Here is a 26,783-nt window from a genome sequence, read left to right as displayed (position 1 = left end):
CGATTTAGAGGGATTTAGTCAGACTAGGGTTGTGCATAGGCAACTTTAGGAGGTCCGTCCCTAATAATATGAAGAGGTGATAGTAATGGTGGAGTTGACGGGTTGTAGTTTGAGTTTGGAGCAAGCAAAGAGGGTTATTTATGGGAAGGAGCAAGTGGAACTTTCGCCGGTTAGTATGGAACGGGTGCGCAAGAGTCGTGAGGCGGTTGAGCGTATTGTGAAGGAGAAGCGTGTGGTGTATGGAATCAATACGGGGTTTGGGAAGTTCAGTGATGTGTTGATTGATGCGGAAGATGTGGAGGAGCTTCAGCTCAATCTGATCCATTCTCATGCTTGTGGGGTTGGAGAAGCATTCCCTGAGACGGTTTCTCGAGCAATGCTTCTATTGAGAGCCAATGCTCTATTAAAAGGGTATTCAGGTGTTAGACCGGTCATTGTGGAACGTCTCACTGAATTCCTCAATAAAGGGATCCATCCGGTCATTCCTCAACAAGGATCACTGGGAGCAAGCGGAGACTTAGCGCCACTTTCCCATCTGGCCCTGGCATTGATGGGTGAAGGAGAAGTCCACTATCAAGGAGAGGTACATCAAACCCTTCCTGTCCTTTCAAAAGAAAATATCTTCCCAATCCAGCTTCAGGCGAAAGAAGGATTGGCACTCATCAACGGAACACAGGCAATGACGGCTATGGGAGTCATCGGGTACCTGGAAGCGGAGGAACTTGCCTTCCAAAGTGAAATGATCGCCAGTCTGACCATGGAAGGGCTTAGAGGAATCATGGATGCTTTCGACGAAGATATTCATTTAGTAAGGGGCTATCCTCAACAGGTTGCAACGGCAAAACGAATCCGGGATTACCTGGAAGACAGTAAACTGACAACGAAGCAAGGAGAACTCAGAGTCCAGGACGCATACTCGTTACGATGCATCCCGCAGGTTCACGGAGCATCCTGGCAGGCTCTTGACTATGTAAAAGAAAAGCTGGAAATCGAAATGAACGCCGCAACGGATAATCCACTCATTTTCGATGACGGAGAGAAGGTCATTTCAGGAGGTAACTTCCACGGACAGCCAATCGCCTTTGCCATGGATTTCATGAAAATTGCCATAGCAGAGTTAGCCAATATTTCAGAAAGACGAATCGAGCGACTGGTGAACCCGCAGCTCAATGACCTGCCGCCGTTCCTGAGTCCGCAACCAGGTCTCCAATCCGGTGCCATGATCATGCAATACTGTGCGGCATCACTCGTATCTGAAAACAAAACCCTCGCCCATCCAGCGAGCGTTGATTCCATCCCGTCATCCGCCAATCAGGAAGACCATGTCAGCATGGGAACCATAGGATCACGACATGCCTACCAAATCCTGCAGAACTCAAGAAGAGTACTCGCCGTCGAACTTATCTGCAATCTGCAGGCAGCGGAACATCGAGGGACGGACCTCATGGCAAGCCGGACACGACAATTTTACGAAGCAGCGAGAAAGGTCATTCCTTCCATTACAAAGGACAGGATCTTCTCGAAAGATATAGAAAAAGCCAACCAGTGGCTGCAACAGATCTCGTTAAACACACTCATTAAACCAACCAAAACAAAGGAGGAAACAACAAATGGTTAAGGCAAACAAACGCATCGTACAAATCAAAACAGGGACGGACCTTGAATGTAAAGGATGGGAGCAGGAAGCGGTCCTTCGCATGCTCTACAATAACTTGGATCCTGAGGTAGCAGAAATTCCGGAAGATTTGGTCGTGTATGGTGGTATCGGGAAAGCGGCTCGTAACTGGGAGTCCTTCGACGCAATAGTTCACACTCTCAGAAACCTGGAAAACGATGAAACCATGCTAGTTCAGTCCGGTAAGCCGGTTGGTGTATTCAAAACCCATAAAGCGGCTCCAAGAGTCCTTCTTTCAAACTCGGTCCTTGTACCAAAATGGGCTAACTGGGAGCATTTCCACGAGCTTGATCAAAAGGGCCTCATGATGTACGGCCAAATGACAGCGGGAAGCTGGATTTATATCGGGACACAAGGAATCCTGCAAGGGACGTATGAAACGTTTGCGGCACTGGCGAAGAAACATTTCAATAACTCACTCAAAGGTACAATAACTCTAACTGCGGGACTAGGCGGAATGGGTGGAGCACAGCCACTCGCCGTCACCATGAACGGTGGAGTCGTGATTGCAGTCGACGTTGACGCAGAACGTATCCAAAAGCGTCTCGACACAAAATACTGTGACGTGAAGACAGATTCCATCGAAGAAGCGTTAATGATGGCCTATGAAGCACGAGACCAAGGCAAGCCTCTTTCCATCGCCTTACTTGGAAACGCGGCAGAGGTTCATCATGAACTTTTAAAGAGGAACGTCCAAATCGATATCGTGACCGACCAAACATCAGCCCACGACCCGTTAAACGGCTATGTACCAGAGGGATACTCGCTCACAGAAGCATCAGAACTTCGCAAACAGGATCCGAAGGCTTACACAACCCTTTCACAAAAAAGCATGGCCAAACACGTGGAAGCAATGCTTGAGTTCCAGAATAGAGGTTCCATCGTATTCGACTACGGTAACAACATCCGTCAGGTAGCGAAGGATGAAGGAGTCGACAATGCCTTTGACTTTCCTGGCTTTGTTCCAGCGTATATCCGTCCATTATTCTGTGAAGGAAAAGGACCATTCCGATGGGCTGCACTGTCAGGAGACCCAGAGGACATCTACAGAACAGATCGCCTGATCAAAGAGCTTTTCCCAGAAAATGAAGCCCTCAATCGCTGGATCGATATGGCACAAGAGCAAGTGGCATTCCAAGGACTGCCTTCACGCATCTGTTGGCTGGGATACGGTGAGCGAGTGAAGATGGGTCTTGCCATCAATGAGCTTGTCCGAAACGGAGAACTGAAAGCACCGATCGTCATCGGCCGTGACCATCTGGACTGCGGATCCGTTGCTTCACCGAACCGCGAGACAGAAAGTATGAAAGACGGCAGTGACGCAGTAGGAGACTGGGCGATCCTGAATGCCCTCATCAACACAGCAGCAGGCGGCTCCTGGATTTCCTTCCACCACGGCGGCGGAGTAGGCATGGGGTATTCACTACATGCTGGTATGGTTGTCGTGGCAGACGGGACGGACCTTGCTCAGGAAAGACTAGAACGAGTTCTCACAACAGACCCAGGAATGGGTGTCATCCGCCACGTCGACGCAGGCTACGACATCGCAGAAAAAACAGCCGAAAAACACAATATCCACATCCCGATGAACAAAGGAGGAGAATAATATGACTGCAGAAAAACATTTCGATACCATCATCGACAACATCGGACAGCTACTGACAATGGATCATGGGGACGGACCTCTTAAAGGGGAGGAAATGAGTAAACTCGTGGTTACAGAGCATGCTGCGCTAGCCATCAGGGACGGACTTGTCGCTTGGATCGGCACACATGAAGAAGCACAATCCCTCAAAGCAACGGAACGAATCGACGCAGAAGGAAAGCTCGTGACGCCAGGTCTTGTAGACCCGCACACTCACCTGGTCTTCGGAGGCTCACGTGAACACGAAATGGCCCTCAAACAACAGGGAGTACCATACTTAGAGATCCTGAAACGCGGGGGAGGCATCCTATCTACAGTGGGTGCCACCCGTGAAGCATCAGAAGAAGAGCTGCTCACTAAAGCGCGCTTCCACTTAAACAGAATGATTTCATACGGAGTCACAACTGTCGAAGCGAAAAGCGGCTACGGCCTTGACCGCCCGACCGAACTAAAACAGCTGAGAGTAGCCAGACAACTGAACGAATCGCACCCGGCAGACATCGTTTCCACATTCCTTGGGGCACACGCGATCCCACCGGAATTCAAAGGCCGCTCCGACGAATTTTTAGAAGAAATGATAGAACTATTGAACGATATTGAAAAAGGACAGCTGGCTGAATTCGTCGATATCTTCTGTGAAACTGGGGTATTTACAGTAGAACAGTCCCGCGAGTTCCTAAAAAAAGCAAAAGAAAAAGGCTTCTCCGTAAAAATTCACGCCGACGAAATCGATCCACTTGGCGGAACAGAAATGGCGACAGAAATCGGCGCAGCAAGCGGAGACCATTTAGTAGGAGCATCAGATAAAGGCATCCAGGCACTGGGAGAAACAGACACAATCGCTGTCCTCCTGCCAGGCACATCCTTCTATCTGAACAAAGGCAAGTTCGCCAACGCAAGAGGCATGATGGAAGCGGGAGCCGCAGTCGCGTTGTCAACAGACTTCAACCCGGGTAGCTCACCAACAGAGAATTTGCAGTTCATTATGAATCTGGCATCTCTTCAATTGAAAATGACGCCGGAAGAAATCTGGAACGCCGTCACTGTCAACGCAGCCTACGCCATCAACAGAGGAGACTCAGCAGGAAAGCTGGCACCAGGTCGAAAAGCCGATATCGTCCTATGGGATGTACCAAACTATCATTACGTACCATATCACTACGGGGTGAACCACACCCACACCGTCATGAAAAACGGCCGGATCATCTACCGCAAGGAGAAGCTTCATGAGCACATTTCAACACATTAAGCAGGCGGGAAAAGCTCAATTCAAAGACCGCTACACAACTAAAGCAGCGGAACTCCTGACGCCTTGGGAAGAGGGGAAGAAAGGGGACATCGCCATCATCGGCGCTCCCCTCTCCAAACCTTCCATCTCCCATTCAGGGGCAAGCTTCGCACCAGATGCGATCAGACGATGTCTTAACTCATTTTCAACATACAACATCGAAAGCGGGACGGACCTCGCCGAAGAAAAGAAAACCATCATAGACTTCGGCGACATTACCATGCACCCGACATCAATCGAAGAATCGCATCAACGAATCTATGAATCTGTCAAAGCAGCAACCAACACCAATGCAGCACCCTTCACCATAATCCTTGGAGGCGACCATTCCATTACCACGTCCACGGTCAAGGCTATCAAGGAAGCGAAGGGAACGGTCGGCATCATCCAGTTTGATGCCCATCATGACCTGCGGAACACGGAGGATGGAGGCCCTACCAACGGCACTCCGTTTAGAAGGTTACTAGAAGAGGGCCACATCAAAGGAGAGCATCTGATTCAGATAGGTATCCGAAACTATGCCAATGCGAAAGCCTATCATGAATACGCTATCGAGCAAGGTGTCACGGTTTACACGATGAAGGACGTCAGACAACAACCAATCGTGGAACTCATCCAAGATTCCCTAACCCAACTAGAATCCCAAGTCGACACCATCTACCTCTCTGTAGACATGGACGTCCTCGACCAGGCATACGCACCTGGCTGCCCGGCAATCGGTCCTGGAGGTATGCATCCGGATGGGCTGACACAAGCCATTGAAACCGCCCTGAAGCATCCGAAGGTCAGTACCATGGACATTGTAGAAATTGACCCAACTCTGGATTTCAGAGACATGACAAGTCGAATAGCAGCTTATCTAATTATGGAAACTCTCGTGAAATAATAAAGAAGCTTTAGCAAGGAATCTACTTCGCTAAGGCTGCTCCTTCTAGTTAGTCTGAATAAATAACCTGAAATATAAATAGGAAGACCATCCCAACACATTCGGGATGGTCTTCCTATTTATATTTAATTACCAACACTCTCTCTATTCATCTCATACCCACAATGAACTTCCTTCATCCCGATCACTTTAAGAAAATGTCTCAGCTTTTTCATACTTCCCTCACCAAGCTCAGTCACCACATCAAACCGATCGATGACCGCACACTTTTCAATTGAGGTGGAAATACCACCCTGGGACTTACGATACAATACCTGGTTATTCATGGCATAAGTTGATACCATGGCTTCCCCGACCTTACAATCACCTTTTGAAAATTCGAAATGAAACTGGATCGACATATCCATATCTGAGTATAGAGGATTTACTTTCATGCTTATGTTATTCATCATGAAGCCCCCTTTCTGTTATTGTACTTTTATCCTATCACGTTTTAAAATACAGTGTATTTTGGCTTATGGTTGCTTTAAAGCTAAAAGATGTAAAATTAGTGGGGAATACGTTTTCTTTTCTTATGTTTCATAATTTTAAGCATATTTATATAAGAAAAATCCACTTTATGAAAAAAAGCTTCCCGACTGCAGGAAGCTTTTAACTTGATGATTAATATACGGTTGTTGGAAGTTCAGTGTTTTGGATTTGTACACTTGCAGTTTCCGTATGGTTATTAGCAAGTCCTGCAACACCAAAAAGAAGAACTGAAGCGGTTATAATTGTAAGAAAACGTCTTTTCATAGGACTTTCCTCCCTTTCTTGTTCAAGTGAATGTTCGATAAAATATAAATATACTTGTTATAATAATTAAAACACAAAATGAAAATTTGTACATTCGGCTTATGGTGCCAAATTACCTAATTTACAAGACTATTAATAGTGATTTCATTCAATTTCCTCAAAAAATATAACTCTAGGCATATTTAGGAGTGGGTTTTATGGATTTTAACGCAGTTGGAAAAAAAATAAAAGAGTTGAGAAAAACCAGTGGTCTTTCTCAGGAAGAACTTGCACAAGGAATATGTACACAAGCGCAAATCAGTAAAATTGAAAAAGGAGATGTTTTTCCCTATGCTTCTACATTGTACCAAATTTCTCAGAAGCTTGGTGTAGATGTTAACTACTTTTTTGATATCGGGACAACACCACGGCTGGATTATGTTCAGGAAGTATTCCAACAGCTCCAGATACTCCGAAGAAGTGTAAAATATGAAGAAATGATGGATATCGTAAGAGCTGAATTGGATAATCCATTATTTTTGCAGAATAATAAGAACTTACAGTTGCTACTATGGCATAAAGGAATCTATTTATATGAGGTTAAGAAAGACCTTAGTAAATCAGTTGATACTCTCAAAGAAGCGATCAACCTGACCCATAACAAGGGGAAAATTTTGTTGGAGAGAGAATTAGAAATCTTCTTGGCGCTGGGGGCTATTTATTTTAAGGAAGACCTTGACAAGGCGCTTGAGGTGTTTGAGGAAGTCAAGGATCATCTTGAGCTACTTCCCCACTTGAATGACTATACAATAAAAACCCGACTATATTATCATATAGCGCGCGTGTTAACACGTCTTAACAGACTGGAAGAATCAAATAAATACTGTGAAGATGCTATAAAATGGTGCCTTTATAAAGATAGTGTATTCATTTTAGGCGAATTACATTATCAAATTGGTTATAACATGGAGTTGATGAATAAACCTAAGGACGCCGTCAGTTATATGAAGAAAGCTATCGTCGTTTTTGATCTCCAACAGGATACCAAGCACATACAATTTATTGAAAGCAGAATTGAGGAATTAAGTGCGCTGATTTAAAAAGGGGCTGTCCAAAAAGTCAGTAGTTACTGACTTTTTGACGCCACTTTTTTTTTATCTCATTTATATTACTGCATAATTAAGAAAGGACGACTTTTATAAATTAATCGGGAAGGCTACTAATGAACATTATAGTCCGCTAATACCTCCAGAACGAATGTTAGCCTCTATCTTCAAACCCTACATAATCGATTCATGTTGGCCGTGTCGTCGATGAATCGGTGGAAGCCATTCCTCTGAGAAATTAATTTCTTACTATTCAGGCGGCGTTCATAGCTCTTATCACCCCAAAGAAGTTGCTTAAGGTACTCCTCTATAGCTATTCTCAAAAGTGTAATTCTGCCGGGAAATTGAGAAGATGGTCTGTAAAAGTATAATTAACCCTAAGTCATATAGAAGAAACAACCGGGGGACGGACCTCTAACAAAAGTTTAAGTGAAGAGATTAGATTTGACATAAAAAACCGGGTGCACAGAGGCGCCCCGGTTTACACTGCCAAGTAGTACATTTCCATTTCACTGGGAACATAGTACCAGGTAGTGGCTAATTCAATTTTACAATTCATAAAAACGCTTAAATCCATCAAATTTCGATTTCCAATATGAATTATCTAAACTAGTAATTTCGACTCCGTTATCACCAGCATGAATAAACTTGTTGTCGCCTACATAAATCCCTAAATGAGAAATTCCTTTTTTGTATGTATTTTCGAAAAAGACGAGATCTCCAACGGCGGGTTTATTAACATAATAAGAACGATTGTAGTATCCTTCACTTGAAGTTCGAGAAACGTTCACGCCACTCTTGTTAAAGGCATAATAGATGAAACCGCTGCAGTCGAATCCAGAGGTGGTTGAACCTCCCCAAACGTAAGGAACACCAAGCTGTGCTTTTGCTTGAGAAATGAGTTTATTTGTATTAAAAGATGAATTGCTTTCTTCGTTGGGTGGCGTTGTTTCTGTTGGTGGTGCAGGGTGTGATCCTTGAGATTTTCCGATTTTCAAAACCTGGCCAACATAAATCATGTCATTGGAGAGATTATTTAGTCGCTTAATATCTTGAACAGAAACATCGTGTTTAACGCTAATATGGGAGAGTGTATCTCCGGATCTGACCGTATATGTACTTGAGCTTCCCTGTTTAGGTGGTGTAGAAGGAGAAGGTTTGCTCACATTCCCGCTTCCTTGTTCACCAGAAGAGGTCCCTTTAGTAACGACAAGGGTCTGCCCAGGATAAATCAAATGACTTTTAATGTTATTCCACTTTTGTAATTCTGCCAGAGTAATAGAATGCCTGTAAGCAATAGCACTAAGCGTATCACCAGACTTGACTATGTACTTTTTGGCAGATCCCGTTTGAACAGGTGGTGCAGGATTGGAAGGTGGAGTGGCAGGCTGATCATTTTGGTCAGTATCTACCTTGAGTAATTGATTTGGGAAAATCATGTCGGATTTCAACTTATTCATATCTTTAAGGATTGCAACGGATGTATCATATTTACGTGCAATGGACCAAAGGGAGTCACCGGACTCGACTTTATGGGAATTGGCAGCGGCGGATGCGACAAATGTTGTTGAGAGGACAGCGGTAGTTGCGACAGTAAATAGTGTTTTTTTCACTTGTTTTTCTCCTTTTTTGTCAAATGATAGTTAGAACGGTATAAGATATTGACATTTTATCACATAATAAGCAAGAAAAAGCGAAAAAAAGAGAATTTTGGTAAAATATATTAATATAATGAAGTCATTAGATTGTACAAGAAGGTAAAAATAAACCTGCCCCTAAAAGGGACAGGTTTATTTTATAAGGATTAGGATGTAGATATCGGTTCCAGACCACTTTGCTTACGCATGGCGTTTTCTCTGAATTGTTTCTTTTCAGCCTTGGACATGGCCTTATATTCTTTAAAGAACTGCTCGTACTTAGGAATGACTTCCTTAACGGATCCAAACTCTTTTACTTCCCCGTATTCAAGCCAGAGAATTTTCTCACAGAATTTCTTCATTTGCCCAATTGAGTGACTGACAAAGAACATGGTCTTTCCCCGGGCTTTAAATTCATTCATTTTTTCCAGACTTTTTTCAGCGAAAGCTTTATCCCCGACGGAGAGAGCCTCATCGATGATTAATATGTCTGGATCTATATGGACGGAAATAGAGAACCCTAGTCGCGATTTCATCCCGCTTGAATAAGATTTAACAGGCTGGTCAATAAATTTCCCCAGCTCTGAAAATTCAATGATGTCGGGTTCAACTTCTTTGATTGCTTTCTTGCTGAAGCCAAGCATCAGGCATTTAAGCTCAATGTTTTCCCGGCCTGTCAATTGATTGTTCAATCCGGCTGAAACGGCAATCAACGCCGTTTTCCCACGCACTTCTACCTCACCTGATGTCTCAGGGATGATACCAGCCAAAATATTGGCCAGTGTCGATTTACCGGAACCATTTACACCTACAAACCCTATGATATCCCCTGCATCAGCCTCAAAGCTGACATTTCGTAAGCCATAGAAATCTTCACCATAGCTTTTAGGTGAAATCATATCAAGAATTCTTTCGGAAGGTTTATTATATAACTTATATTTTTTTGACACATTTTTAACAATAACTGATTTGGACATTTTATCCTCTACTTTCCATTATAGAAAATCAACAAAGTGTCTTCTGAACTTGACATGAATGAAGGAACCAAACGCAAACATGACGAGAACAAGAGCCCAGAAATAAAGAGTGTATTGGAAATGTTCAATAAAGTACCAGCCTTGTCCTAAAAGGGCACTTCTGTAACCTTCTACGATGTAGTAGAAGGGGTTTATTTTCATTATAGTAATGAGACGATCGTTCAATAAGTCTTCCATGTTCCAGAGTATGGGGGTCATATATAATAACATCCTCATAATGGACTGAACGACCATCTGAACGTCACGAACGATCGTTGATAAAGTAGACGTAATCAATGAAATAGCGATGACCACCGCTATGACTGAGAACATGAAGTATGGCAATTGTAAGTAGTAAATATTAATAGTCTGCCCCATAAAATTAAGTATTACGATAGATATCGCGGTTAAATAAAGATGGGGATAGAACTTGGACATAATTACGTATGATGGAATGGCACTCATAGGGAAACTCATTTTTGAGAGCATTTTGATCCTGGTGTAAACAGACTTAGAAGCCTGTGTGATAGCCGGGTTAATGAAGAACCATACGACCATCCCAGCCAGCAGCCATGCAAAGAAAGGTACATTCTCCACATCCGACCTTCCCTGACCGGCAGTTCTTAAGCCATACCCGAAAACGAACCAGTAAATGGCAAGTTGGATACCGGGGTTCAATACTTCCCAGAGCATACCTAGGTAGTTGTTTTTGTTGCTGCTTTTGAGTTCATATAGAGAAAGCCTTCTAATTAGATAGAAGCTGTTAATTTGTTCTTTAAATACAGTTAATGCTGATTTCATATAGTTTCCTTTCTATATTGAAAATAGTAGTATAACTTAACATGTTTAGATTATACACTATTTGTTCGTAAGTAAAACCTATTTATTTGAGGCGCTATTGGTATGTTCTAGATCTTGAAATTCGGCAATGGAATAATAAGTTTGTTGAAGAAGAAAAGTAGTAACTTTCTACTTGTTATCCTATTCAAAAACTTTATCCACTACTCTCTTACTAGATTGACCACTCTCTAAGTAACAAAACTTCTGCTGGAAATCTTCGAAATTAGCAGTGTCCAATTGTTCTTGCTGCTGAATATGTGTAATGACCTCTTCTGTCGTTTTAACAAGTGGACCGGGTGCTAGATTCTCAAAATCAAAATAGAATCCTCTTAACGTATCCCTATAGCTCTCAATATCATAGACAAAGAAAATCATCGGTCTTTTTAAATTCGCGTAATCAAAGAAAACAGAAGAATAATCTGTAATTAATAAATCAGAGATAATATACAACTCAGTAATGTCCGTATGATGTGAAACATCAAAGGCAAAATCAGAGAAAGAAGTAATATCAAGATTTTCCGCGATTAAATAATGCATGCGAAGAAGAACAATATAGTCGCTACCTAATTTTTGCTGCATCTGTTCTAAGTCTAATTTTAAATTGAATTTATATTTTCCCTTATCATAATACTCATTATCTCTCCATGTGGGAGCATATAAAACGACCTTCTTATCTAATGGAAGCTTTAATCGTTTTTTAATTTCTGTAATAGTAGTGGTATTGTTATGGTTATATAAGTAATCATTTCGTGGGTATCCAGACTCAATCATATCCTTTTCAAAACCAAATGCACGTTTGAAAATATCTGATGAATACCGATTGGGAGAAATCAAATAATCCCATCTGCTTGCTTCGGTGAGAAAGTTCTTCTTATATTTCTCTGTGTCAGTCCCAGGCATATGAACTTCATCCATATCTGCAGCTAACCGTTTTAAAGGTGTTCCATGCCATGTTTGTAAATATATAGTGTGATTAGGCTTAGGTATCCACATGGGAAGGCGGCTATTAGACACCCAGTATTTCGCCCGTGCCATTTTAAATAACCATTCAATGGAAAATCTTCTTACGGTTTTAAGTCCTTTACCTTCAAATGTTGAAGCATATCTAGGGTCAATACTCCAATACATACCATAGTTTGGGTAGTTTTCCTTCATGTATTCGTAGATGGCACGAGGATTACAGCTATACTGTTTACCTAAAAAGCTTTCAAAGACCACCATGTTCTTTTTGGCAGGCAACTTGCCAATCACTGTAAAGGCTATTTTATATAGTTTTTTAATTTTCTCCCCTCGTTTCACTTTTATGAGAAAGTTCCTGACTTTAGCTAAAGTAGAAGTATTACTATTCCTGGTCATTTTTAATAAGCTCCTTTATGAACTGCATCATTACAATACACGACTTTACTATTCTAGTAGAGATGGTGTTTGGCGTTCTGGTATTCTTTGATGGTTTTAAAGTGATTAGAAAAAAACTGAGAAGTCTAAAGCGTATTATAATGTGAAGGCTATATAATTTCAAATGTCAATGAAATTGACATTTTAACACTAGTTAGATTACCCGACCATAGGAAGAAATAATACACTTAAGTTAAGTATAACTTCTTCAATTAAATAATTCACTCAATGAACTGATCAATGTTATCAGAGATTTTAGTGCCAAAATTAAACGGGGAATAATAAAATAGAAGCCATCTTAAAACAGTATAAATAAGAGAAGAAGATATGCAAAATATTAACATTGTAAAGTTTATGTTAATTATTTTAAGATGTTGGGTATAAGGATAAAGATTCACAAATTGTTCCCATAAGAACCCATTGCTAACTAGTGAATGGTAAAGTAGAATTAGTAGTATATCTTAATGTCAGAAAATAGTTTCATTTATTATTGATTTGTAATTTTACTATTACAGTATTGTAAAGACAATATGTTAAAGTTATGCACAGTTGATGTTTTGATAATAACAAACTTGCTGATTTGCATTTATATATTCATAGATTACATTTTAGACTAACTTTCAATATTCTTATAATCTTTCTACTAGGAGGAGAAACATAAATGAAGAAAGTAATCACGTACGGAACATTTGACTTACTTCACTGGGGCCACATTAATTTACTGAAGAGAGCTAAACAATTAGGGGATCACCTGACTGTTGCTATATCATCCGATGAATTTAATGCATTAAAAAATAAAAAATCTTACCATAGCTTTGAAAATAGAAAAATGATTTTGGAATCTATACGTTATGTTGATGAAGTTATTTCTGAAAATGACTGGGAACAAAAGATCTCAGATGTAGTAGATAATGATATTGATATATTTGTAATGGGTGATGATTGGAAAGGTGAATTCGACTTTTTAAAGGATTATTGTGAAGTTGTTTACCTGCCAAGAACAATCGGAATCTCGACTACAAAAATTAAGAAAGATCTTCTAAAAGTTAATAATGGTTAGAGAAGTCGCCATTACCATTTATTTATTTATTTTTAGTTTGATCTTTTCTTTCTTTAAACGATTTTCTCTACAGAATAAAGTGGTCTTTGTCGTGTCTTTTAGTGAAAATAATCAAAGTATATACAAAGAAATGATACGACAAGATTCAACATGTCGTATCATTTTTTTAGCTACAGAACAAATGTATCCGACTTTTTCAAAATTGGATGGGGCATCAACCTTATTTTTTGAATGGAAGACCCCGGTACAGTTTATGAAGGGGATATACCACTTAGCTACTTCTAAAGTAGTAATGGTTGATAATTACTACGGCTTCCTTGCTCAAATTCGGTTTAGGGATTCTGTTCAATGTATCCAGTTATGGCATGCAAATGGTGCGATAAAAAAGTTCGGGTTAAAAGATCCTTCAAATGAGACAAGATCGAATAGAGCCATTCAACGATTTAAAAGAGTCTACAATAGCTTCGACAAAGTAGTTGTAGGTTCTGAAGCTATGGCTGATATTTTTAAACAAGCATTTGGTGTGGAAGATCAAAGGATTGTAAGAACAGGAATTCCAAGAACAGATATTTTCTTCAATCATGCGAAGCAAACGAAAATCGTGCAGAATATGTATAAGCAATACCCTTCTTTAAAAAACAAAAAGGTCATATTATATGCGCCGACCTATCGAGAGAAGGATCTGCAGGAATTTCAATTGCAATTGAATCTTAAGGAATTACTGAGCCAGTTAAAGCAGGAGTATGTACTTATTATAAAATTACATCCGGCTATTAAAAGTGAAATAGATATTCCAAGCGAGTTTGATCATTTGGTGTATGACTTTTCTGATTATCATAGTATGAATGAATTGTTATTTGTATCAGATCTTCTCATTACAGATTATTCTTCAATCCCCTTTGAATACTCATTATTAAATAGGCCGATCATTTTCTATTTGTATGATTTAGAGGAATACTTGAAGGAAAGGGGAATGTGGGAAGATTATCTTGAATTTCTTCCAGGTCCTATTGCGTATACGACTAAAGACATAGGAGATATCATTCGAGCAGAAAACGTTGATTACGAAAGAATTTTAAGATTTTCTGAGAAATGGAATGAGTACTCTAAAGGATTCGCCAGTAAAAATATTGTAGACATGCTAAGTGATCATTTAAGGAACCAATAAAAGACCCGCCAAAAAGGCGGGTCTTTTATTATAAAGAAGTGTATAGGAAACCTCTAAATGATTTGGTCCTTTTTTAAGAACTGCACAATTCTTAATGTGTTTTGTCTATCATCATAATGATTAATCTTTTTATAATTATTAACATATTGATCCTCAAGTACATAGTTGTCTTCAATCGCTTGCTTAACTGTTTCCATAAGATCCTCAATTGAATAAGCGACAGGTCCAGGTGCATTTTCATCATTTACAGGAGGGATCGCTTTATATTGTCGAATCAGATAATCTTTTTCTTCCCAGTAAAAGATAGGATATGCCCCTCTGAATTGTGCATCGTAAATCGCTGATGAATAATCTGTTATAAATACATTTGAAACTTTCAAAGCTTCAGATGGATTGTCAGATATAATATGCTTATATTCAGGCATATTATTATAAATAAACTGAGAAAATTTATTATGTGGGACAATCAATAACCGGTTTAGCAATCCTTCTTTTTCAAAAGACTTAATAACTTTCATTATGGTCTTATAATAAGAAGTTTCCTCGATTTTGTTGTTGTAAATCAGTCCCTCTTCCCAGTATCTGTAAGTTGGCATGAATGCAATCTTGTCAGCATCCGGTTCTAACTTGGCATAATCAAAGGTAGCTAATCCTGTTAAGATTAAATCTTCTCGATCATACTTCATTTTATAGAATTCTCCGGCTTCGAGTTCTGAGCTGATAACTGATTTGTACATATTATATAAATTCTTGTCCTTATGGAACCCAAATGCCATAGGATTATCCACTGGTTTTGCAAACATGATTCCGTGCTGTAAGAACACAAGTGGAACTTCCATGATCTTGTTTCTCAAGCTATCAATATAAAGGCGATCATTTAATAAGTGATTAGAAAGTTCACTTGAAATAAAATAATCAGCATTAAATATAGACAGATAATGTCTAAAGCTATATTTTTCAATAACATTTTTTCCGTATTTCTTTTTCATGTAAGGGTAGTGACTTGAATCTTTGTTTAATATAAAGAAATTCTTTGAATTTGGTGTAGCTGCCTCCATTACCTTTTCAAAGACTCTGAACCCGGACTCATCGGCTTTGTCACTCTTTTTTTCAAAGTAAAGATTAGTATTCTTATCTTGTTCACTATTGAATGCTGAGACTATTTTAGCGATGCTGATTTTTATTCGACTTCCTAGAGTGTATTCCTTAGAATAAGGAATAATCGTGGAAGTGAGATTTCCATTTAAATTGGTCCTGATAACATTTAACTGATCCTTATATTTACGGAAGGTTAATGTTTTTACTTTTCGATCATGGTATTTCAATTTTAAGTTGTGAAGTAAGCGATCCTTACTTCCTACAAAAAAATTATTATGAATTTTTTCATTAATATAAAGAGAAGATATTGGAACTTTAAAAAAGCCATAACGTTTAAGAATTTTAACGTTTTTGAAAGGTCTTATGAATTTTCCGATTGGTTGTTCTGAATTTCTTAAATATAAGTAATCGTATTTTTGATCGGAATTGTGAGCATAATGAGTGAAGCGACCAAAGATGTAGAAGTTATTCATTCCTGAAAACACTTTCAATCTTGGCTTATGACCCGTTACATTATAAATGTTGCTTTTACCAATATAGATTCCTTTACGTTTTAGATAAATATAATAGCGGGCTTTATTGATTACTAATATAGAGAGTATATGTTCGCCTTTGAAATTACTGGCAATAGAAAGATCAAATAGTTTTTTGGGCTTCTTCTTTTTAATTCTTCTAAAGTTTATCGTCTTTGGGGTCTCGGAATAATGATTGTGCACAATAAGTTTATTCCGGTCAAATAATGCAACATCTAACTCAGGATGTTCTTGTAAAGTATTCATAAGTACTTTAGAAATGTGTATGCATCTATTGAGAGTATCGTAAGTCACAACTAAATGATACATTTCATAGCTGGCTTTCGATATCAATATAAATCTAGAAGTACCTAATTCAAAATCCAAGTCCAAAGGATATTCAAATGAATCATCTAACTCTTCAGTGGTGAAGAAATCTTCAATAACATAGATGGGCTCCATTCTTTCATTTAAAAGCCGAAGTCGGGCCAGACCCAGTTGTTGTAAAGTTGCCTGTTTTGTATAGTTATCAACATGGAATGAATAACGATTTTCTGAAGAGACTGTTGATGGTTTAGTCGTTTCTTTAAGTAAATAGATCTTGTTGTCTAATACATATAGGTATAATAGAAATTCGTTCTCATCAGTAGCGATAGTATGCTTTACAAGTAGTTGATTTTTTATTTCATAATCCATTAAAAACATTGATCGATTAGTTTCAAGAGCTGAAGTATCCACTTTAATAAAATCATTAATATCTTTTATATACAAATGAATAAGAGAGTTGTTTAACTGGATTACTTCAATCATATTATTGTATACGTTGCTCATAACACACCTCTATTTCATTAATAATTCAGTTTATTGTAAAAAACCTCATAAAACCCATTATAGAATTTTTTATCGCTTTATACAACTTCATGTTAGTTTTTGTTAAAAGTTGTCGATTTATCATAATTAGTAGTGGACTTCATCACGAAATTTTTGTTTTCTCACAAAAAAGCTGCTGAATGTAATTCAGCAGCTTTTTGTAGATGGATTAATTGAACACAGGCACATCATAAATCAATGTGTAATTGTATAATTGACTGTACACTTGATGGATCATAAATGTTTGTTTTATAGCCCAACCGATGTCTGTAGCATATTGGTGACTACCCGGATTCTCTGGGTTCCACCGCATCTTATATAAAGTATCTTGTCCTACAGATATATAATCCTCAGCTATAAAGAAGGCACCGCCCACGATCGCTTTCTCAGGTGTAAACCATCCTCTTTCATATGCATATAGAGCCCCGCATTCTAATGGACAACTATCTTTAGCATTAATTCCATACATATTATAAACATATTTATCTGGTTTTTCACCGCTGTTAGCTAAGCGGGGAGTACCGTTTTCCACTACTATTCCCACTCCGGTAGCCAGTCGTGATGTTCCATTCCCTGTTTCCAGTAAAGCATGAGCAATTAGGTAAGCTTCATTAACATTGTACTCTATACCAGCCTGGATAAATGTCGCTGCCTGGTTTGTAAGGATTCCTTTATTAGCAAGCACCGTACTGTTCACTTCGCTGATATCCAATCCGGTTGATCCTGATAGTTTAAGGAACTGAAGGTATTCTCTTGAATCTTTATTACTATAGTTAAGAGGGTTAACCAGTTGCTCAATTGCACTTGGCTTAGCGTTCTGCCACCCATAATAATTGACTTCATACCATATATAACCGTCATTACCCTTAACTTCATCCAAGATCCTTAAAGAATAAGGATTAGATTTTGATGAAGAAATACGTGTGACTTCCCAGAAGTTTGTTCCTGGTCCATCGCGTAGAGCCCAATTATAATTATAATCTATAGTCCCCACACCATCTGAAATACTGATGAATCCATCACTGCGGATGTAAGTATCATATGTGAAAGGATCGATTTGAGCTTTAGCATTCACCTGAGTATTTACCATGCTTTGAAGATTGGTAGAATACGAGGTCGATTGATACTCTTTAACAATTCCTTTTTGTTTAACAAAATCCAATGATAGATTTGCGGCACCTGTATATTCTGTATATTCGACGCGAATCTTGTGAGTGCCTTCTGAAATGTTTACGTAGTCACTGATTTTATGGCTACCGATATCGGTCATTTCATAAACGAACTTATCATCGACGTAAACCTTTAGTGAATCATCAACATTTCCGATAAGACGATATAAACCACCTTCAAATGTTAATTCATTTTCGAAAGTTGCTGAGAAGTGATTTGCAGGTATTGTGTGATGAGGTGAACCTGACTCCCAACTAAAATTCAATTGTTCATGTACCTTTAGGATCGGTGTTCCCTGCATACTGGTATTATCATAGTATTTCGCGACCCACCCATCAGATTTTACGAAATCCAGGGATAATTTTGCCCCGCCTGTCAGCTCAACATATTCGACACGAACATTATGTTTTCCTTTAGGAATTTCAATGAATTCTTCCAACTTATGACTTCCTGGTTGAGTGATATCATATACTAATTGATTATCAATATAAACTTTAACTAAATCATCACTTCTGCCGGCTAACTGATAAATTCCACCTTCAAAGGTAAGAGTTCTTTCATAAGTGGCAGAGAAGTAGTCTGACGGGATAGTCGAAGCGGGTGAACCATAGCTCCAATCAAAACTTAGTGCATCATGTTCTTTCAGAACGGGAGTACCTTGTAAATCTTTATTATCATAATACTTACCTACCCAACCCTGAGGAGAATCAAAATCTAGTGATAATTTAGCATTTCCGGATAATTCCACATACTGAAACCTAATCTGGTGATTTCCATTAGGAATCTCGATTAATGTGTCTATCAGGTGATGACCAGGTTGATTGATTTCATATACTAGTTTGTTATCCACATAAACTTTTAGCTTATCGTCAACCTGTCCGACTAATTTATACATTCCTCCTTCAAAGTTTATGTTCTTTTCAAGGATTGCAGAGAAATTATCCGCTGGAATTGAAGGAGCTGGAGAACCTGACTTCCAATTTAAATTTACATCCGTATGTTCTTTAATGACAGGGGATCCCTGTAATTTCGTATTATTATAATATTTGGCTACCCAGCCGTCAGGTCTTGTAAAGTCAAGGGATACCTTGGCTCCTCCAGTATACTCTACATATTGCACCCGAACCTCGTGGTTTCCTTTTGAAATTTCGACTAATTTGTTGAATGTATGATTACCTGCAGAATTTATATCGTACACCAATTTGTCATCGATATAGACTTTAATCAGGTCATCTGCTTTACCGGTAAGGTTGTATACCCCGCCTTCGAAATTCATATTCTTTACGAATTCAGCAGAGAAGTAATCTGATGGAATACTCGAATGAGGTGATCCGCCACTCCAATTTTGATTTAATTTGCTTATTGAATCATAGATCGGAGTACCTTTGAACTTTTCATTCGGATAGTATTTTGCCAGCCAACCATTGGACTGAATGAAGTCTAATGATAAACCGGCAGCACCGGTGAATTCTTTGTATTCAACATATATCTTGTGTGTTCCGGGGGTAATGTCAATGAGTTTATTCAACTTATGATTACCCGCATTGTTGATACCGTACACTAATTGTCCGTCTATGTAGACATTTACTGCGTCATCAACATTTCCTGCAATGTAGTATTCCCCACCTTTAAAGCTTATTTCCTTTTCGAATGTAGCAGAAAAGTAGTTTGTAGGAATAGTTGATGCAGGAGAGTTGTATCCCCAACTAAAGTCAAGCTCATCATGCTCTTTAATAATAGGCATACCTTGTAAATCAACATTGTCATAATACTTGGCAACCCATCCTTCTGGTTCAGTAAAGTCCAGGGCTATTTTGGCTCCCCCGGTATACTCTGTGTATTGAACGCGAATTTGGTGATTGCCTTGAGGCACTTCGATTAGCTTACTAACTGTGTGACTACCTGCTTTATTAATTTCGTAAACTAATTTATTATCAATATACACTTTTGCCAAGTCATCTACTTTGCCTGTTAAATGATAGACACCGCCTTTGAAAGTGATGTCCTTCTCAAACTCAGCAGAAAAGTAGTTAGTAGGAATGCCTGGTCCAGGAGATTCTGATCCCCAATTGTGACTCAGCTCTTCGGACTGGTGGTTTTTTATGAGGGGAGAACCTTTAAAGTTCACGTTATCATAATATTTTGCTGTCCACCCTTCTGGTTTCTCGAATTCCAATGACAATTTGGCATTACCCGAAAGTTCAACGTATTCGACATGAACCTCATGATTACCAACTGGGACTTCCACCCATTCATCAATCATATGATGTCCTGCTTTATCAATTTCATAGATTAATTGATTGTCTATGTACACTCTTACTTTATCATCGACTTCACCAATTAATCGATAGACTCCGTTTTCGAATTCCATTACATTCGTAAATCGAGCAGAAAAGAAATTTTTCGGAATACTGTTGTCTGGAGAATTACTTCCCCAATTAAAATCTAAAGCTGCGTGTGATTTAACGATTGGTTCGCCTCCGAACTTATCATCCCCATAATACTGAGCCTTCCACTCACCATTTGTGGTGGCTGCTTCTACATTTGACATAGGATAAAAAACACTAAAAAGGCCGATTACCCATAACAATGACAACAAATAATACTTAGAAAACCGTATTATCACTAACACTCCCTTTAATAATAATTTTTCATAACCAATTTTATTACAAATTTGTTAAACATGAAACATCTTTTTAATAAAGTTGTTGAAATTTGTAGAAAAAACAAAAAAATATCAAGTATGTAAAAATATACTTTTTACATTTCAAAAAAAATACGCTGCCGGATTGGCAGCGTGCATTGTTGGTGAAAATGAAATAGTTTATTCCTTTATTTGGTAATAATCCCCTTTAATGATCAAATTGGAGACATGAATCAAATGTTCTTGGGAGGGTGATAATCCTTTATTTATTTTATCCTTTGTAATATAAAGAGGGGTATCGACATATCCGCCACTTGGGATGATGACATCTCCTGAAGACTGGGTAAGTAAATTCAAGCCTAAACCATTTGAAGGTGATACGCCCATAATGGATGAAATGGTAGGGTATACATCTATTTGACCTCCTATGGTTTGAATAACCTCTCCTTTTATTGAAGGATTATAAATAAGTAATGGAACAGTTGCATATTTTCTGTACCATTCTTCCGAGGAAATTTTTTTCTTGATTAAGAAATCTTCCAGCATTCCCTTATCACTCTCGAAAATCCCATTATGGTCTCCATAAAGAACAATGATAGAATCCTTAAGAAGTTCTTCCTCTGTTAATTTGTCTAGAAACACAGAAAGGGATTCGTCCGTATAACGTACTGTTTGAAAGTAATTCCCCAGCAGAGTATCCTTCAATTCGTCAGGTAAAGAAAGGGTATGTTTATCTTCTGGAAGCTCATAGGGAATATGATTCGTTAAGGTAATAATAAATGAATAAAAGGGGGTGGGCTGTTGTTTTAACAGTTTTGCAGTCTCAGAAAACATTTCTTTATCTCCGACACCCATACCAATTAATTCTTTTTGTGGAAACTGTTCAATTGATACATATTCATCAAACCCTAAAGAGGGATACATATTGTTTCGATTCCAGAATGTACTCTCGTCTGCATGAACAGCAAGAGTCGAATATCCTTTTTCCTGTAGGGTAGTAGCTATGGAGTGGTATTTATTAGTAGGGTAGCGAAAGAAGACGGAACCCGATTTTAAAGGGAATAAGGAAGTTTGGGTTAGGAACTCTGCATCAGAACTGTTTCCACCGATCGTTTGAGCATAGAAGTTTGGAAAATAGATACTGTTCTTGATCAGTTTATTTAGTGTCGGGGTGATTTCTTGCCCACTGACTTTTTGATTTAAAACGAAATTCTGAAGTGATTCTATTTGAATCATTATCAGGTTTTTTTGTTTTCCTAAGTGTTTAAACTCATTTTCCCTTGATGGTACTTGTTTCTGGTTGAGCTGATCTTTAATAGTAGATTTAGCAGAAGCAGATAAAGAGAAATTTATATCCTGGATATGATAAAAAGCATCAATCACATGATGTCCCAGTAATCCGTACTGAACCACAACATCTATAGTATCGTATGCTTGCAGAGGGTTATCTACTTTATCAATGTACAACAGTTTTACAGGTTTAAGGAGAAGGCCCATCAAACCTAATATAAAAAATGGAATGAATCCCGCAATTATCCGTCTTGGTTTACGGTAAATAAAACGTTTTCTAAAGATAAGGACAGGGAAGAGTATAAGATCAATAAAGAATAAAACATATTTTAACTGCACCAAAAACAGGATACTATCACCCAGACCCGAAAGATTATTGGTTTGATAAAAGGTGGAAATTGTGATGGGTGAGCTAAAGTAATCTAAGTAGAGATTATTTGAAAGTAGAATCACCGTAATTATAAGATTGATGACAATTGAGTAAAGTAGCCTCAGCTTGTTGCGGAAAAAATATGAAAAAGCATAAAAAATTAATAAGAAACCTAAAGAAGTAGAGAAGACTCCACTTGAAAGTGTTGTGGTTGAAAAAGTATGAAAAAGGACGATTTTAAACAGGATCAATAGATAAATGATTTCATTAATTCCTTGGAAAAGTGTAAAAGAGTTGTTATCAGAAGTTTGCATACCTTCATTGCCACCTACTTACTTGAATATAGTATTTAAATTTTAGTGTATGATATTACATATGAATTATTCCTAATGAGTCGTATTCACTATTAGCAAAGTCTATATAATAGAAGAAAATTATTATGGTATACTATGTGGAAATTTTAAAATGAAAGCGTCCACATACAAATGAATAGGCGGTGTACAATCATGAACCAACAACCAATCGCAGTCATAGGTACAGGAAGCTGGGGGACAGCCCTTGCAATGGTACTGGCTGACAATGGCTTAGACGTGAAGATATGGGGAAGAAGAAAAGAAACCATTGATGAAATCAATCAATATCACAGAAACGAAAGATACATAAAGAATGTAGAGCTCCCAGAGAATATTGTGGGACATCTTGATCTGAAAGAAGCATTGGAAGGAGCTGAAACCATTATACTCGCGGTTCCTACCAAGGCTATGCGGGAAGTGCTCGCACAGATCCAGGCGGTACAAGAAGGGGCCCTGACTATTGTACATGTAAGTAAGGGGATTGAGCCTGAATCATTGTTAAGGATATCAGAGATCATCGAGGATTCAATGAAACCTGATAATTTGAAGGATATTGTCGTATTGTCAGGACCGAGTCATGCAGAAGAAGTGAGTTTGCGCCAACCGACAACGGTAGTAGCGGCTTCAAAGAATCCGGATTCGTCCATCATGGTGCAAAACATGTTCACGAACCATTATTTCAGGGTGTATACGAATACGGATATCGTCGGAGTCGAAATAGGAGGAGCCCTTAAGAATATCATCGCTTTAGCGGCGGGAGTGGCAGATGGATTGGGTTATGGAGATAACGCGAAAGCGGCTTTAGTGACGAGGGGGCTCAGTGAGATTTCGAGACTTGGTTCGAAGATGGGGGCGAATCCCCTTACGTTTTCAGGGTTATCGGGAATCGGTGATCTGATTGTGACATGTACAAGTGTCCATTCCCGTAACTGGAGAGCCGGGAATATGCTTGGAAAGGGTATGGCATTAGAAGAAGTCCTCGATAATATGGGGATGGTTGTAGAAGGTGTAAGAACGACGAAAGCGGCTAAGCAGCTGGCTGAGAAATTAGAGGTGAGCATGCCGATCGCCGATGCTTTATATGATATTCTCTTTAATGGAGTCCAGGCGAAGGAAGCTGTGGATCTGTTGATGCAACGTAACAAAACCCATGAAATGGAAGATCTCGTCGTATTGCTTGAAAATAAATTGATCCAAGAGTGAAATAAAACCGTGAGTCCTTATATGGGCTCACGGTTTTCCTACTCTTTATCTCCCTGCCGTCTTTCCATTGATCGCTTTCTCGTAAATCTGCTCATATCTCTCTGCGGCAAAAAGATGAGAGTATTCCTGTACGATTTTTCTTCTGGCATTTTGGGCCAGTTTTTCACCAAATTCGGGGTCGTCCAGTATTTCAATGATAGCATCGGATAATGCTTCTGTGTCTCTTTCCTCCACTAGAAGTCCGTCCTGATGATCGTGTATGATTTCTTTCAGTCCACCGACGGCACCGGCAATGACAGGAGAGGAGGAGCCCATTGCTTCTAATGCAGAGATGGATGTTGCTTCCTCTACGCCGTATGAGTGTATGCTGGGCACGAGTACAATATCAGACACCCCGTATAAATATTTCATTTTTTCATGGGGAACGGTGCCGAGGAGAAGGACGTTCTCATCAAGGCCCTGCTTCTCCACTTCAATTTTTATGGCGGGCATTTGTTCACCGGTTCCTGCGTAAACCAATACAGTATCGGGATGTTTCGCCAATACTTTATTCAAGGCAAGTGTAGGATAGATCACTCCGTTTTTCTCCGTCATCCTTCTTGGAACAAACAGCATTTTCTTGTCTTTGGGTATATTGAATTCATCCTTAATGGTGGACAAATCAAGCTTCTTCGGATCGAAATCTTCTACATCAATGAAGTTTTTAATCGAAGTCGCCTCTATACCCGCCATTTTATAGACGTAATCTTTGATGCGCAGATCCACGGTCACGACTTCAGCTGCCAGGGAATAGGCTTTCTTCTCCCTCTCTCTGATCAGTTCATCCTCTTTGCTTCCTTCCTTGATGGCACCCCTGCTGATCGCTTCGAAGGAATAGTACCCGTGAACGGTTTCCACAACAGGGATACCGGAAGTCTCCGCAGCGAGGGTTGCATAGACATCTTGAGTGTTTACAACATCATACTCCTGCTTTAGTCGGTTGAGATGCTTTTGGATCAGGGTCATCCGGTTTTGATCGTTCATGACCTGGCCGGCACCGGGCTTGAATTTACTGGCGATGAACCCCGGAGCCTGAGCATAGGCTTTACGGATAATTGGATTCAGCTCGGTAAAGGAAAGGACATCTACATGATGGCCTCTTGCTTCTAATCCACTTTTCAAAGTAGAAACATGTGTGGAAAGTCCGCCCTCATGCGGATAATCAAAGATGGTTGAAAGTAAGATTTTCATCGTTAATAGCTCCTTTTCACTATAATCTTTCTTGCTAATGGTTGAATGGCATTGACCTTGAACACAATGGAAAGGGCAAGGTAGCCTGCGAAAATCAGGAATGAAACAGCAATCGTTTCAAGAATGACGTTCATATCACCCGGGATCAGGTTCATCACAGGGATCACAAGGATCAGGACGCCAATCGTAACAAGGGTCAGCTTGCCTGCTTCTTTACTAAATTCCTTCGTATAGTTGTTCTTATCTTCATAATTCTTTAATAGATACAGGAAGAGGACGAGGCACTGCATCAGCATTGAGATGCTGGATGCCAGCGCTATACCGCCAACCGCCATAAACTTGGATAATGTAATACTAAGCACGATGTTGACCAGAACGGCTCCTAGACAGGAATACATGGCAACCTTGGTTCTTTTCAGGGCATAAAATCCGTTCATGAGAAAGTCACGTAAGGCAAAGAACACTAAGCCAAGAGCATAGTAGAACAGTGCCTGATTGGTGATGCTAGTGGCTTCTTTGTCAAAACTTCCCCGCTGAAAGGCAATTTCGATTAAATTGTCGCCTATCAAAACCATGAGAAGCGTAAAGGGAATACTCGCGAATAGTATAAGAGACGTTCCCTTTTGGATGATGCCGAAGAATTTCTTATAGCTTTCCAATACTCCTTCCACCAAGGAAGGATACAGCACTGTAATCAATGGCGTCAGGATCACACTGAGTGGTAGCCATAAAAGTCGATTTCCATAGTTCAGGGCAGAAACACTCCCGGTCTCGAGACCCGTTGACACCATTCGATCGACCAGGCTGTTTAATTGAACACTGATGGCAGCGATGATGATCGGATAGAAAAGGATCATAATGTTGAAGATTTTCTGTTTGTGTTCCCGGAAGTGGAAGTTAAACCCGATCTCTGACTTTTTGAAAGAAGGATATTGAATAAAGAACTGACCGGCAGCCCCGATCAATACCCCGATGGACAATCCATATACCCCATATGTATTCGCCAGTAAAATCGTAGCCAGGATGATGACCACGTTTTGAATGGTGGCTGAAAAAGCCGGCAACACAAATTTTTTATTCGCATTGAGAACCCCTGTGGAAATTGACGTTAACGTAAGGAAGACCATGCTTGGAATCATGATTCTTGTAATCTTTACGGCCAGGTCCACCTGATCGGGAATAAACCCCGGGGCCATGACTTTTATCAGTGGTTGAGTGAAAAACATGGTCACCCCGATAAAGAGAAGGGAAAGAACCAGGAAGAATGTTCCCAATAAGCTCATGAGCTTACGGGCATCCCGTTCGTTCTTGCTACGCTCCTCCATGAAAAGGGGAATCGTCCCGGCCTGGATCGCTGTCCCTATGGCAGTAAATAACAGGGTAGGCACGAGGCTCGAGACAAAGAAAACATCCGCTACCTCAGAAGTACCGAAATAAGCAGCGATGATACTCTCCCGTGCGAAGCCCAGAATCTTTCCTAAACCTGAAATGATGGTGACTAATCCTATTGATTTAACTAAAGTGGGTATTTTCATTGAATTCCTCATTTGCTA

The 26,783-nt window shown here is 39.5% G+C and carries 18 protein-coding genes and 1 pseudogene; 8 read left to right on the top strand and 11 right to left on the bottom strand.

The features are described 5' to 3' along the window. The first annotated feature begins 85 nt into the window (after positions 1–85). The 4 genes from hutH to hutG are packed head-to-tail and all read left to right on the top strand — an operon-like array spanning position 86 to position 5,494. The gene (hutH, locus tag ACYH0O_RS23620) at positions 86–1,618 is read left to right on the top strand and encodes a histidine ammonia-lyase (RefSeq protein ID WP_482630575.1); all 1,533 of its coding nucleotides are present in this window, start codon (positions 86–88) and stop codon (positions 1,616–1,618) included. Next, complete coding sequence (hutU, locus tag ACYH0O_RS23615; RefSeq protein WP_482630574.1) at positions 1,611–3,281, top strand: urocanate hydratase; 1,671 nt, start codon at positions 1,611–1,613, stop codon at positions 3,279–3,281. The genes hutH and hutU overlap by 8 nt, the downstream gene beginning before the upstream one ends. Position 3,282: 1 nt before the next feature. Further along, a complete protein-coding gene (gene hutI, locus ACYH0O_RS23610; protein ID WP_482630573.1) occupies positions 3,283–4,569 on the top strand; it encodes an imidazolonepropionase in 1,287 nt (428 codons plus the stop codon). Beyond that, the gene (gene hutG / locus ACYH0O_RS23605; RefSeq protein WP_482630572.1) at positions 4,547–5,494 is read left to right on the top strand and encodes a formimidoylglutamase; all 948 of its coding nucleotides are present in this window, start codon (positions 4,547–4,549) and stop codon (positions 5,492–5,494) included. The genes hutI and hutG overlap by 23 nt, the downstream gene beginning before the upstream one ends. Positions 5,495–5,619: 125 nt before the next feature. Here hutG and ACYH0O_RS23600 read toward each other — a convergent pair whose 3' ends face one another. Together ACYH0O_RS23600 and ACYH0O_RS23595 are read right to left on the bottom strand one after the other, a co-directional pair. Further along, on the bottom strand, positions 5,620–5,946 hold the full coding sequence (locus ACYH0O_RS23600) for a hypothetical protein (RefSeq protein WP_482630571.1): 327 nt from the start codon (positions 5,944–5,946) through the stop codon (positions 5,620–5,622). A gap of 211 nt (positions 5,947–6,157) precedes the next feature. Continuing rightward, positions 6,158–6,289, bottom strand: a complete 132-nt coding sequence (locus tag ACYH0O_RS23595; RefSeq protein WP_482630570.1) for a hypothetical protein — start codon at positions 6,287–6,289, stop codon at positions 6,158–6,160. Between the two features lie 197 nt (positions 6,290–6,486). On the opposite strand from ACYH0O_RS23595, the gene ACYH0O_RS23590 reads away from it, so the two are divergent. After that, entirely contained in the window at positions 6,487–7,368 is an 882-nt protein-coding gene (locus ACYH0O_RS23590) for a helix-turn-helix domain-containing protein (RefSeq protein ID WP_149154773.1), read from the top strand. A 554-nt stretch (positions 7,369–7,922) separates the two neighbouring features. Here the strand turns inward: ACYH0O_RS23590 and ACYH0O_RS23585 are convergent. From ACYH0O_RS23585 to ACYH0O_RS23570, 4 genes and pseudogenes are all read right to left on the bottom strand, one after another. Continuing rightward, positions 7,923–8,987, bottom strand: coding sequence for a C40 family peptidase (locus tag ACYH0O_RS23585; RefSeq protein WP_482630569.1), 1,065 nt, complete (start codon positions 8,985–8,987; stop codon positions 7,923–7,925). Positions 8,988–9,178: 191 nt separating this feature from the next. Continuing rightward, entirely contained in the window at positions 9,179–9,988 is an 810-nt protein-coding gene (gene tagH, locus ACYH0O_RS23580; RefSeq protein ID WP_482630568.1) for a teichoic acids export ABC transporter ATP-binding subunit TagH, read from the bottom strand. A gap of 18 nt (positions 9,989–10,006) precedes the next feature. After that, on the bottom strand, positions 10,007–10,828 hold the full coding sequence (locus tag ACYH0O_RS23575) for an ABC transporter permease (protein WP_482630567.1): 822 nt from the start codon (positions 10,826–10,828) through the stop codon (positions 10,007–10,009). Between the two features lie 180 nt (positions 10,829–11,008). Further along, a pseudogene (locus ACYH0O_RS23570) lies at positions 11,009–12,190 on the bottom strand (CDP-glycerol glycerophosphotransferase family protein); the annotation flags it as partial. A gap of 733 nt (positions 12,191–12,923) precedes the next feature. On the opposite strand from ACYH0O_RS23570, the gene tagD reads away from it, so the two are divergent. After that, on the top strand, positions 12,924–13,322 hold the full coding sequence (gene tagD / locus ACYH0O_RS23565; RefSeq protein ID WP_149154768.1) for a glycerol-3-phosphate cytidylyltransferase: 399 nt from the start codon (positions 12,924–12,926) through the stop codon (positions 13,320–13,322). Beyond that, a complete protein-coding gene (locus ACYH0O_RS23560) occupies positions 13,315–14,490 on the top strand; it encodes a CDP-glycerol glycerophosphotransferase family protein (RefSeq protein ID WP_482630566.1) in 1,176 nt (391 codons plus the stop codon). Before tagD ends, ACYH0O_RS23560 begins: the two co-directional genes overlap by 8 nt. A 53-nt stretch (positions 14,491–14,543) precedes the next feature. Here the strand turns inward: ACYH0O_RS23560 and ACYH0O_RS23555 are convergent, their stop codons facing one another. From ACYH0O_RS23555 to ACYH0O_RS23545, 3 genes are all read right to left on the bottom strand, one after another. Further along, complete coding sequence (locus ACYH0O_RS23555) at positions 14,544–16,931, bottom strand: CDP-glycerol glycerophosphotransferase family protein (RefSeq protein WP_482630565.1); 2,388 nt, start codon at positions 16,929–16,931, stop codon at positions 14,544–14,546. Between the two features lie 208 nt (positions 16,932–17,139). Further along, complete coding sequence (locus ACYH0O_RS23550) at positions 17,140–20,691, bottom strand: PA14 domain-containing protein (protein WP_482630564.1); 3,552 nt, start codon at positions 20,689–20,691, stop codon at positions 17,140–17,142. Between the two features lie 273 nt (positions 20,692–20,964). Beyond that, entirely contained in the window at positions 20,965–22,758 is a 1,794-nt protein-coding gene (locus ACYH0O_RS23545) for an LTA synthase family protein (protein WP_482630563.1), read from the bottom strand. A gap of 192 nt (positions 22,759–22,950) precedes the next feature. Between ACYH0O_RS23545 and ACYH0O_RS23540 the strand changes: the two genes are divergently transcribed. Further along, positions 22,951–24,000 (top strand): NAD(P)H-dependent glycerol-3-phosphate dehydrogenase, encoded by a 1,050-nt coding sequence (locus ACYH0O_RS23540; protein WP_482630562.1) that lies wholly within the window; start codon positions 22,951–22,953, stop codon positions 23,998–24,000. A gap of 45 nt (positions 24,001–24,045) precedes the next feature. Here the strand turns inward: ACYH0O_RS23540 and ACYH0O_RS23535 are convergent, their stop codons facing one another. Together ACYH0O_RS23535 and murJ are read right to left on the bottom strand one after the other, a co-directional pair. Then, positions 24,046–25,230 (bottom strand): glycosyltransferase family 4 protein, encoded by a 1,185-nt coding sequence (locus tag ACYH0O_RS23535; protein WP_482630561.1) that lies wholly within the window; start codon positions 25,228–25,230, stop codon positions 24,046–24,048. A gap of 2 nt (positions 25,231–25,232) precedes the next feature. Next, positions 25,233–26,765 carry a murein biosynthesis integral membrane protein MurJ gene (gene murJ / locus ACYH0O_RS23530; RefSeq protein WP_482630560.1) on the bottom strand — a complete coding sequence of 511 codons (1,533 nt, stop codon included), beginning with the start codon at positions 26,763–26,765 and terminating at the stop codon, positions 25,233–25,235. Between the last annotated feature and the right edge of the window lie 18 nt (positions 26,766–26,783).

It is taken from the genome of Rossellomorea sp. H136 (assembly GCF_056838065.1).
The sequence above is the reverse complement of the archived record's forward strand: the minus strand, read 5'-3'. Positions and strand labels throughout refer to the sequence as shown.

Coding starts and splice junctions, on each gene's coding strand:
- tagH (WP_482630568.1), bottom strand. CDS start 9,988: ATGTCCAAATCAGTTATTGTTAAAAATGTGTCAAAAAAATATAAGTTA.
- ACYH0O_RS23575 (WP_482630567.1), bottom strand. CDS start 10,828: ATGAAATCAGCATTAACTGTATTTAAAGAACAAATTAACAGCTTCTAT.
- hutG (WP_482630572.1), top strand. CDS start 4,547: ATGAGCACATTTCAACACATTAAGCAGGCGGGAAAAGCTCAATTCAAA.
- ACYH0O_RS23535 (WP_482630561.1), bottom strand. CDS start 25,230: ATGAAAATCTTACTTTCAACCATCTTTGATTATCCGCATGAGGGCGGA.
- murJ (WP_482630560.1), bottom strand. CDS start 26,765: ATGAAAATACCCACTTTAGTTAAATCAATAGGATTAGTCACCATCATT.
- ACYH0O_RS23545 (WP_482630563.1), bottom strand. CDS start 22,758: ATGCAAACTTCTGATAACAACTCTTTTACACTTTTCCAAGGAATTAAT.
- ACYH0O_RS23590 (WP_149154773.1), top strand. CDS start 6,487: ATGGATTTTAACGCAGTTGGAAAAAAAATAAAAGAGTTGAGAAAAACC.
- ACYH0O_RS23550 (WP_482630564.1), bottom strand. CDS start 20,691: ATGTCAAATGTAGAAGCAGCCACCACAAATGGTGAGTGGAAGGCTCAG.
- tagD (WP_149154768.1), top strand. CDS start 12,924: ATGAAGAAAGTAATCACGTACGGAACATTTGACTTACTTCACTGGGGC.
- ACYH0O_RS23560 (WP_482630566.1), top strand. CDS start 13,315: ATGGTTAGAGAAGTCGCCATTACCATTTATTTATTTATTTTTAGTTTG.
- ACYH0O_RS23555 (WP_482630565.1), bottom strand. CDS start 16,931: ATGAGCAACGTATACAATAATATGATTGAAGTAATCCAGTTAAACAAC.
- ACYH0O_RS23600 (WP_482630571.1), bottom strand. CDS start 5,946: ATGATGAATAACATAAGCATGAAAGTAAATCCTCTATACTCAGATATG.
- hutI (WP_482630573.1), top strand. CDS start 3,283: ATGACTGCAGAAAAACATTTCGATACCATCATCGACAACATCGGACAG.
- hutU (WP_482630574.1), top strand. CDS start 1,611: ATGGTTAAGGCAAACAAACGCATCGTACAAATCAAAACAGGGACGGAC.
- ACYH0O_RS23540 (WP_482630562.1), top strand. CDS start 22,951: ATGAACCAACAACCAATCGCAGTCATAGGTACAGGAAGCTGGGGGACA.
- ACYH0O_RS23595 (WP_482630570.1), bottom strand. CDS start 6,289: ATGAAAAGACGTTTTCTTACAATTATAACCGCTTCAGTTCTTCTTTTT.
- hutH (WP_482630575.1), top strand. CDS start 86: ATGGTGGAGTTGACGGGTTGTAGTTTGAGTTTGGAGCAAGCAAAGAGG.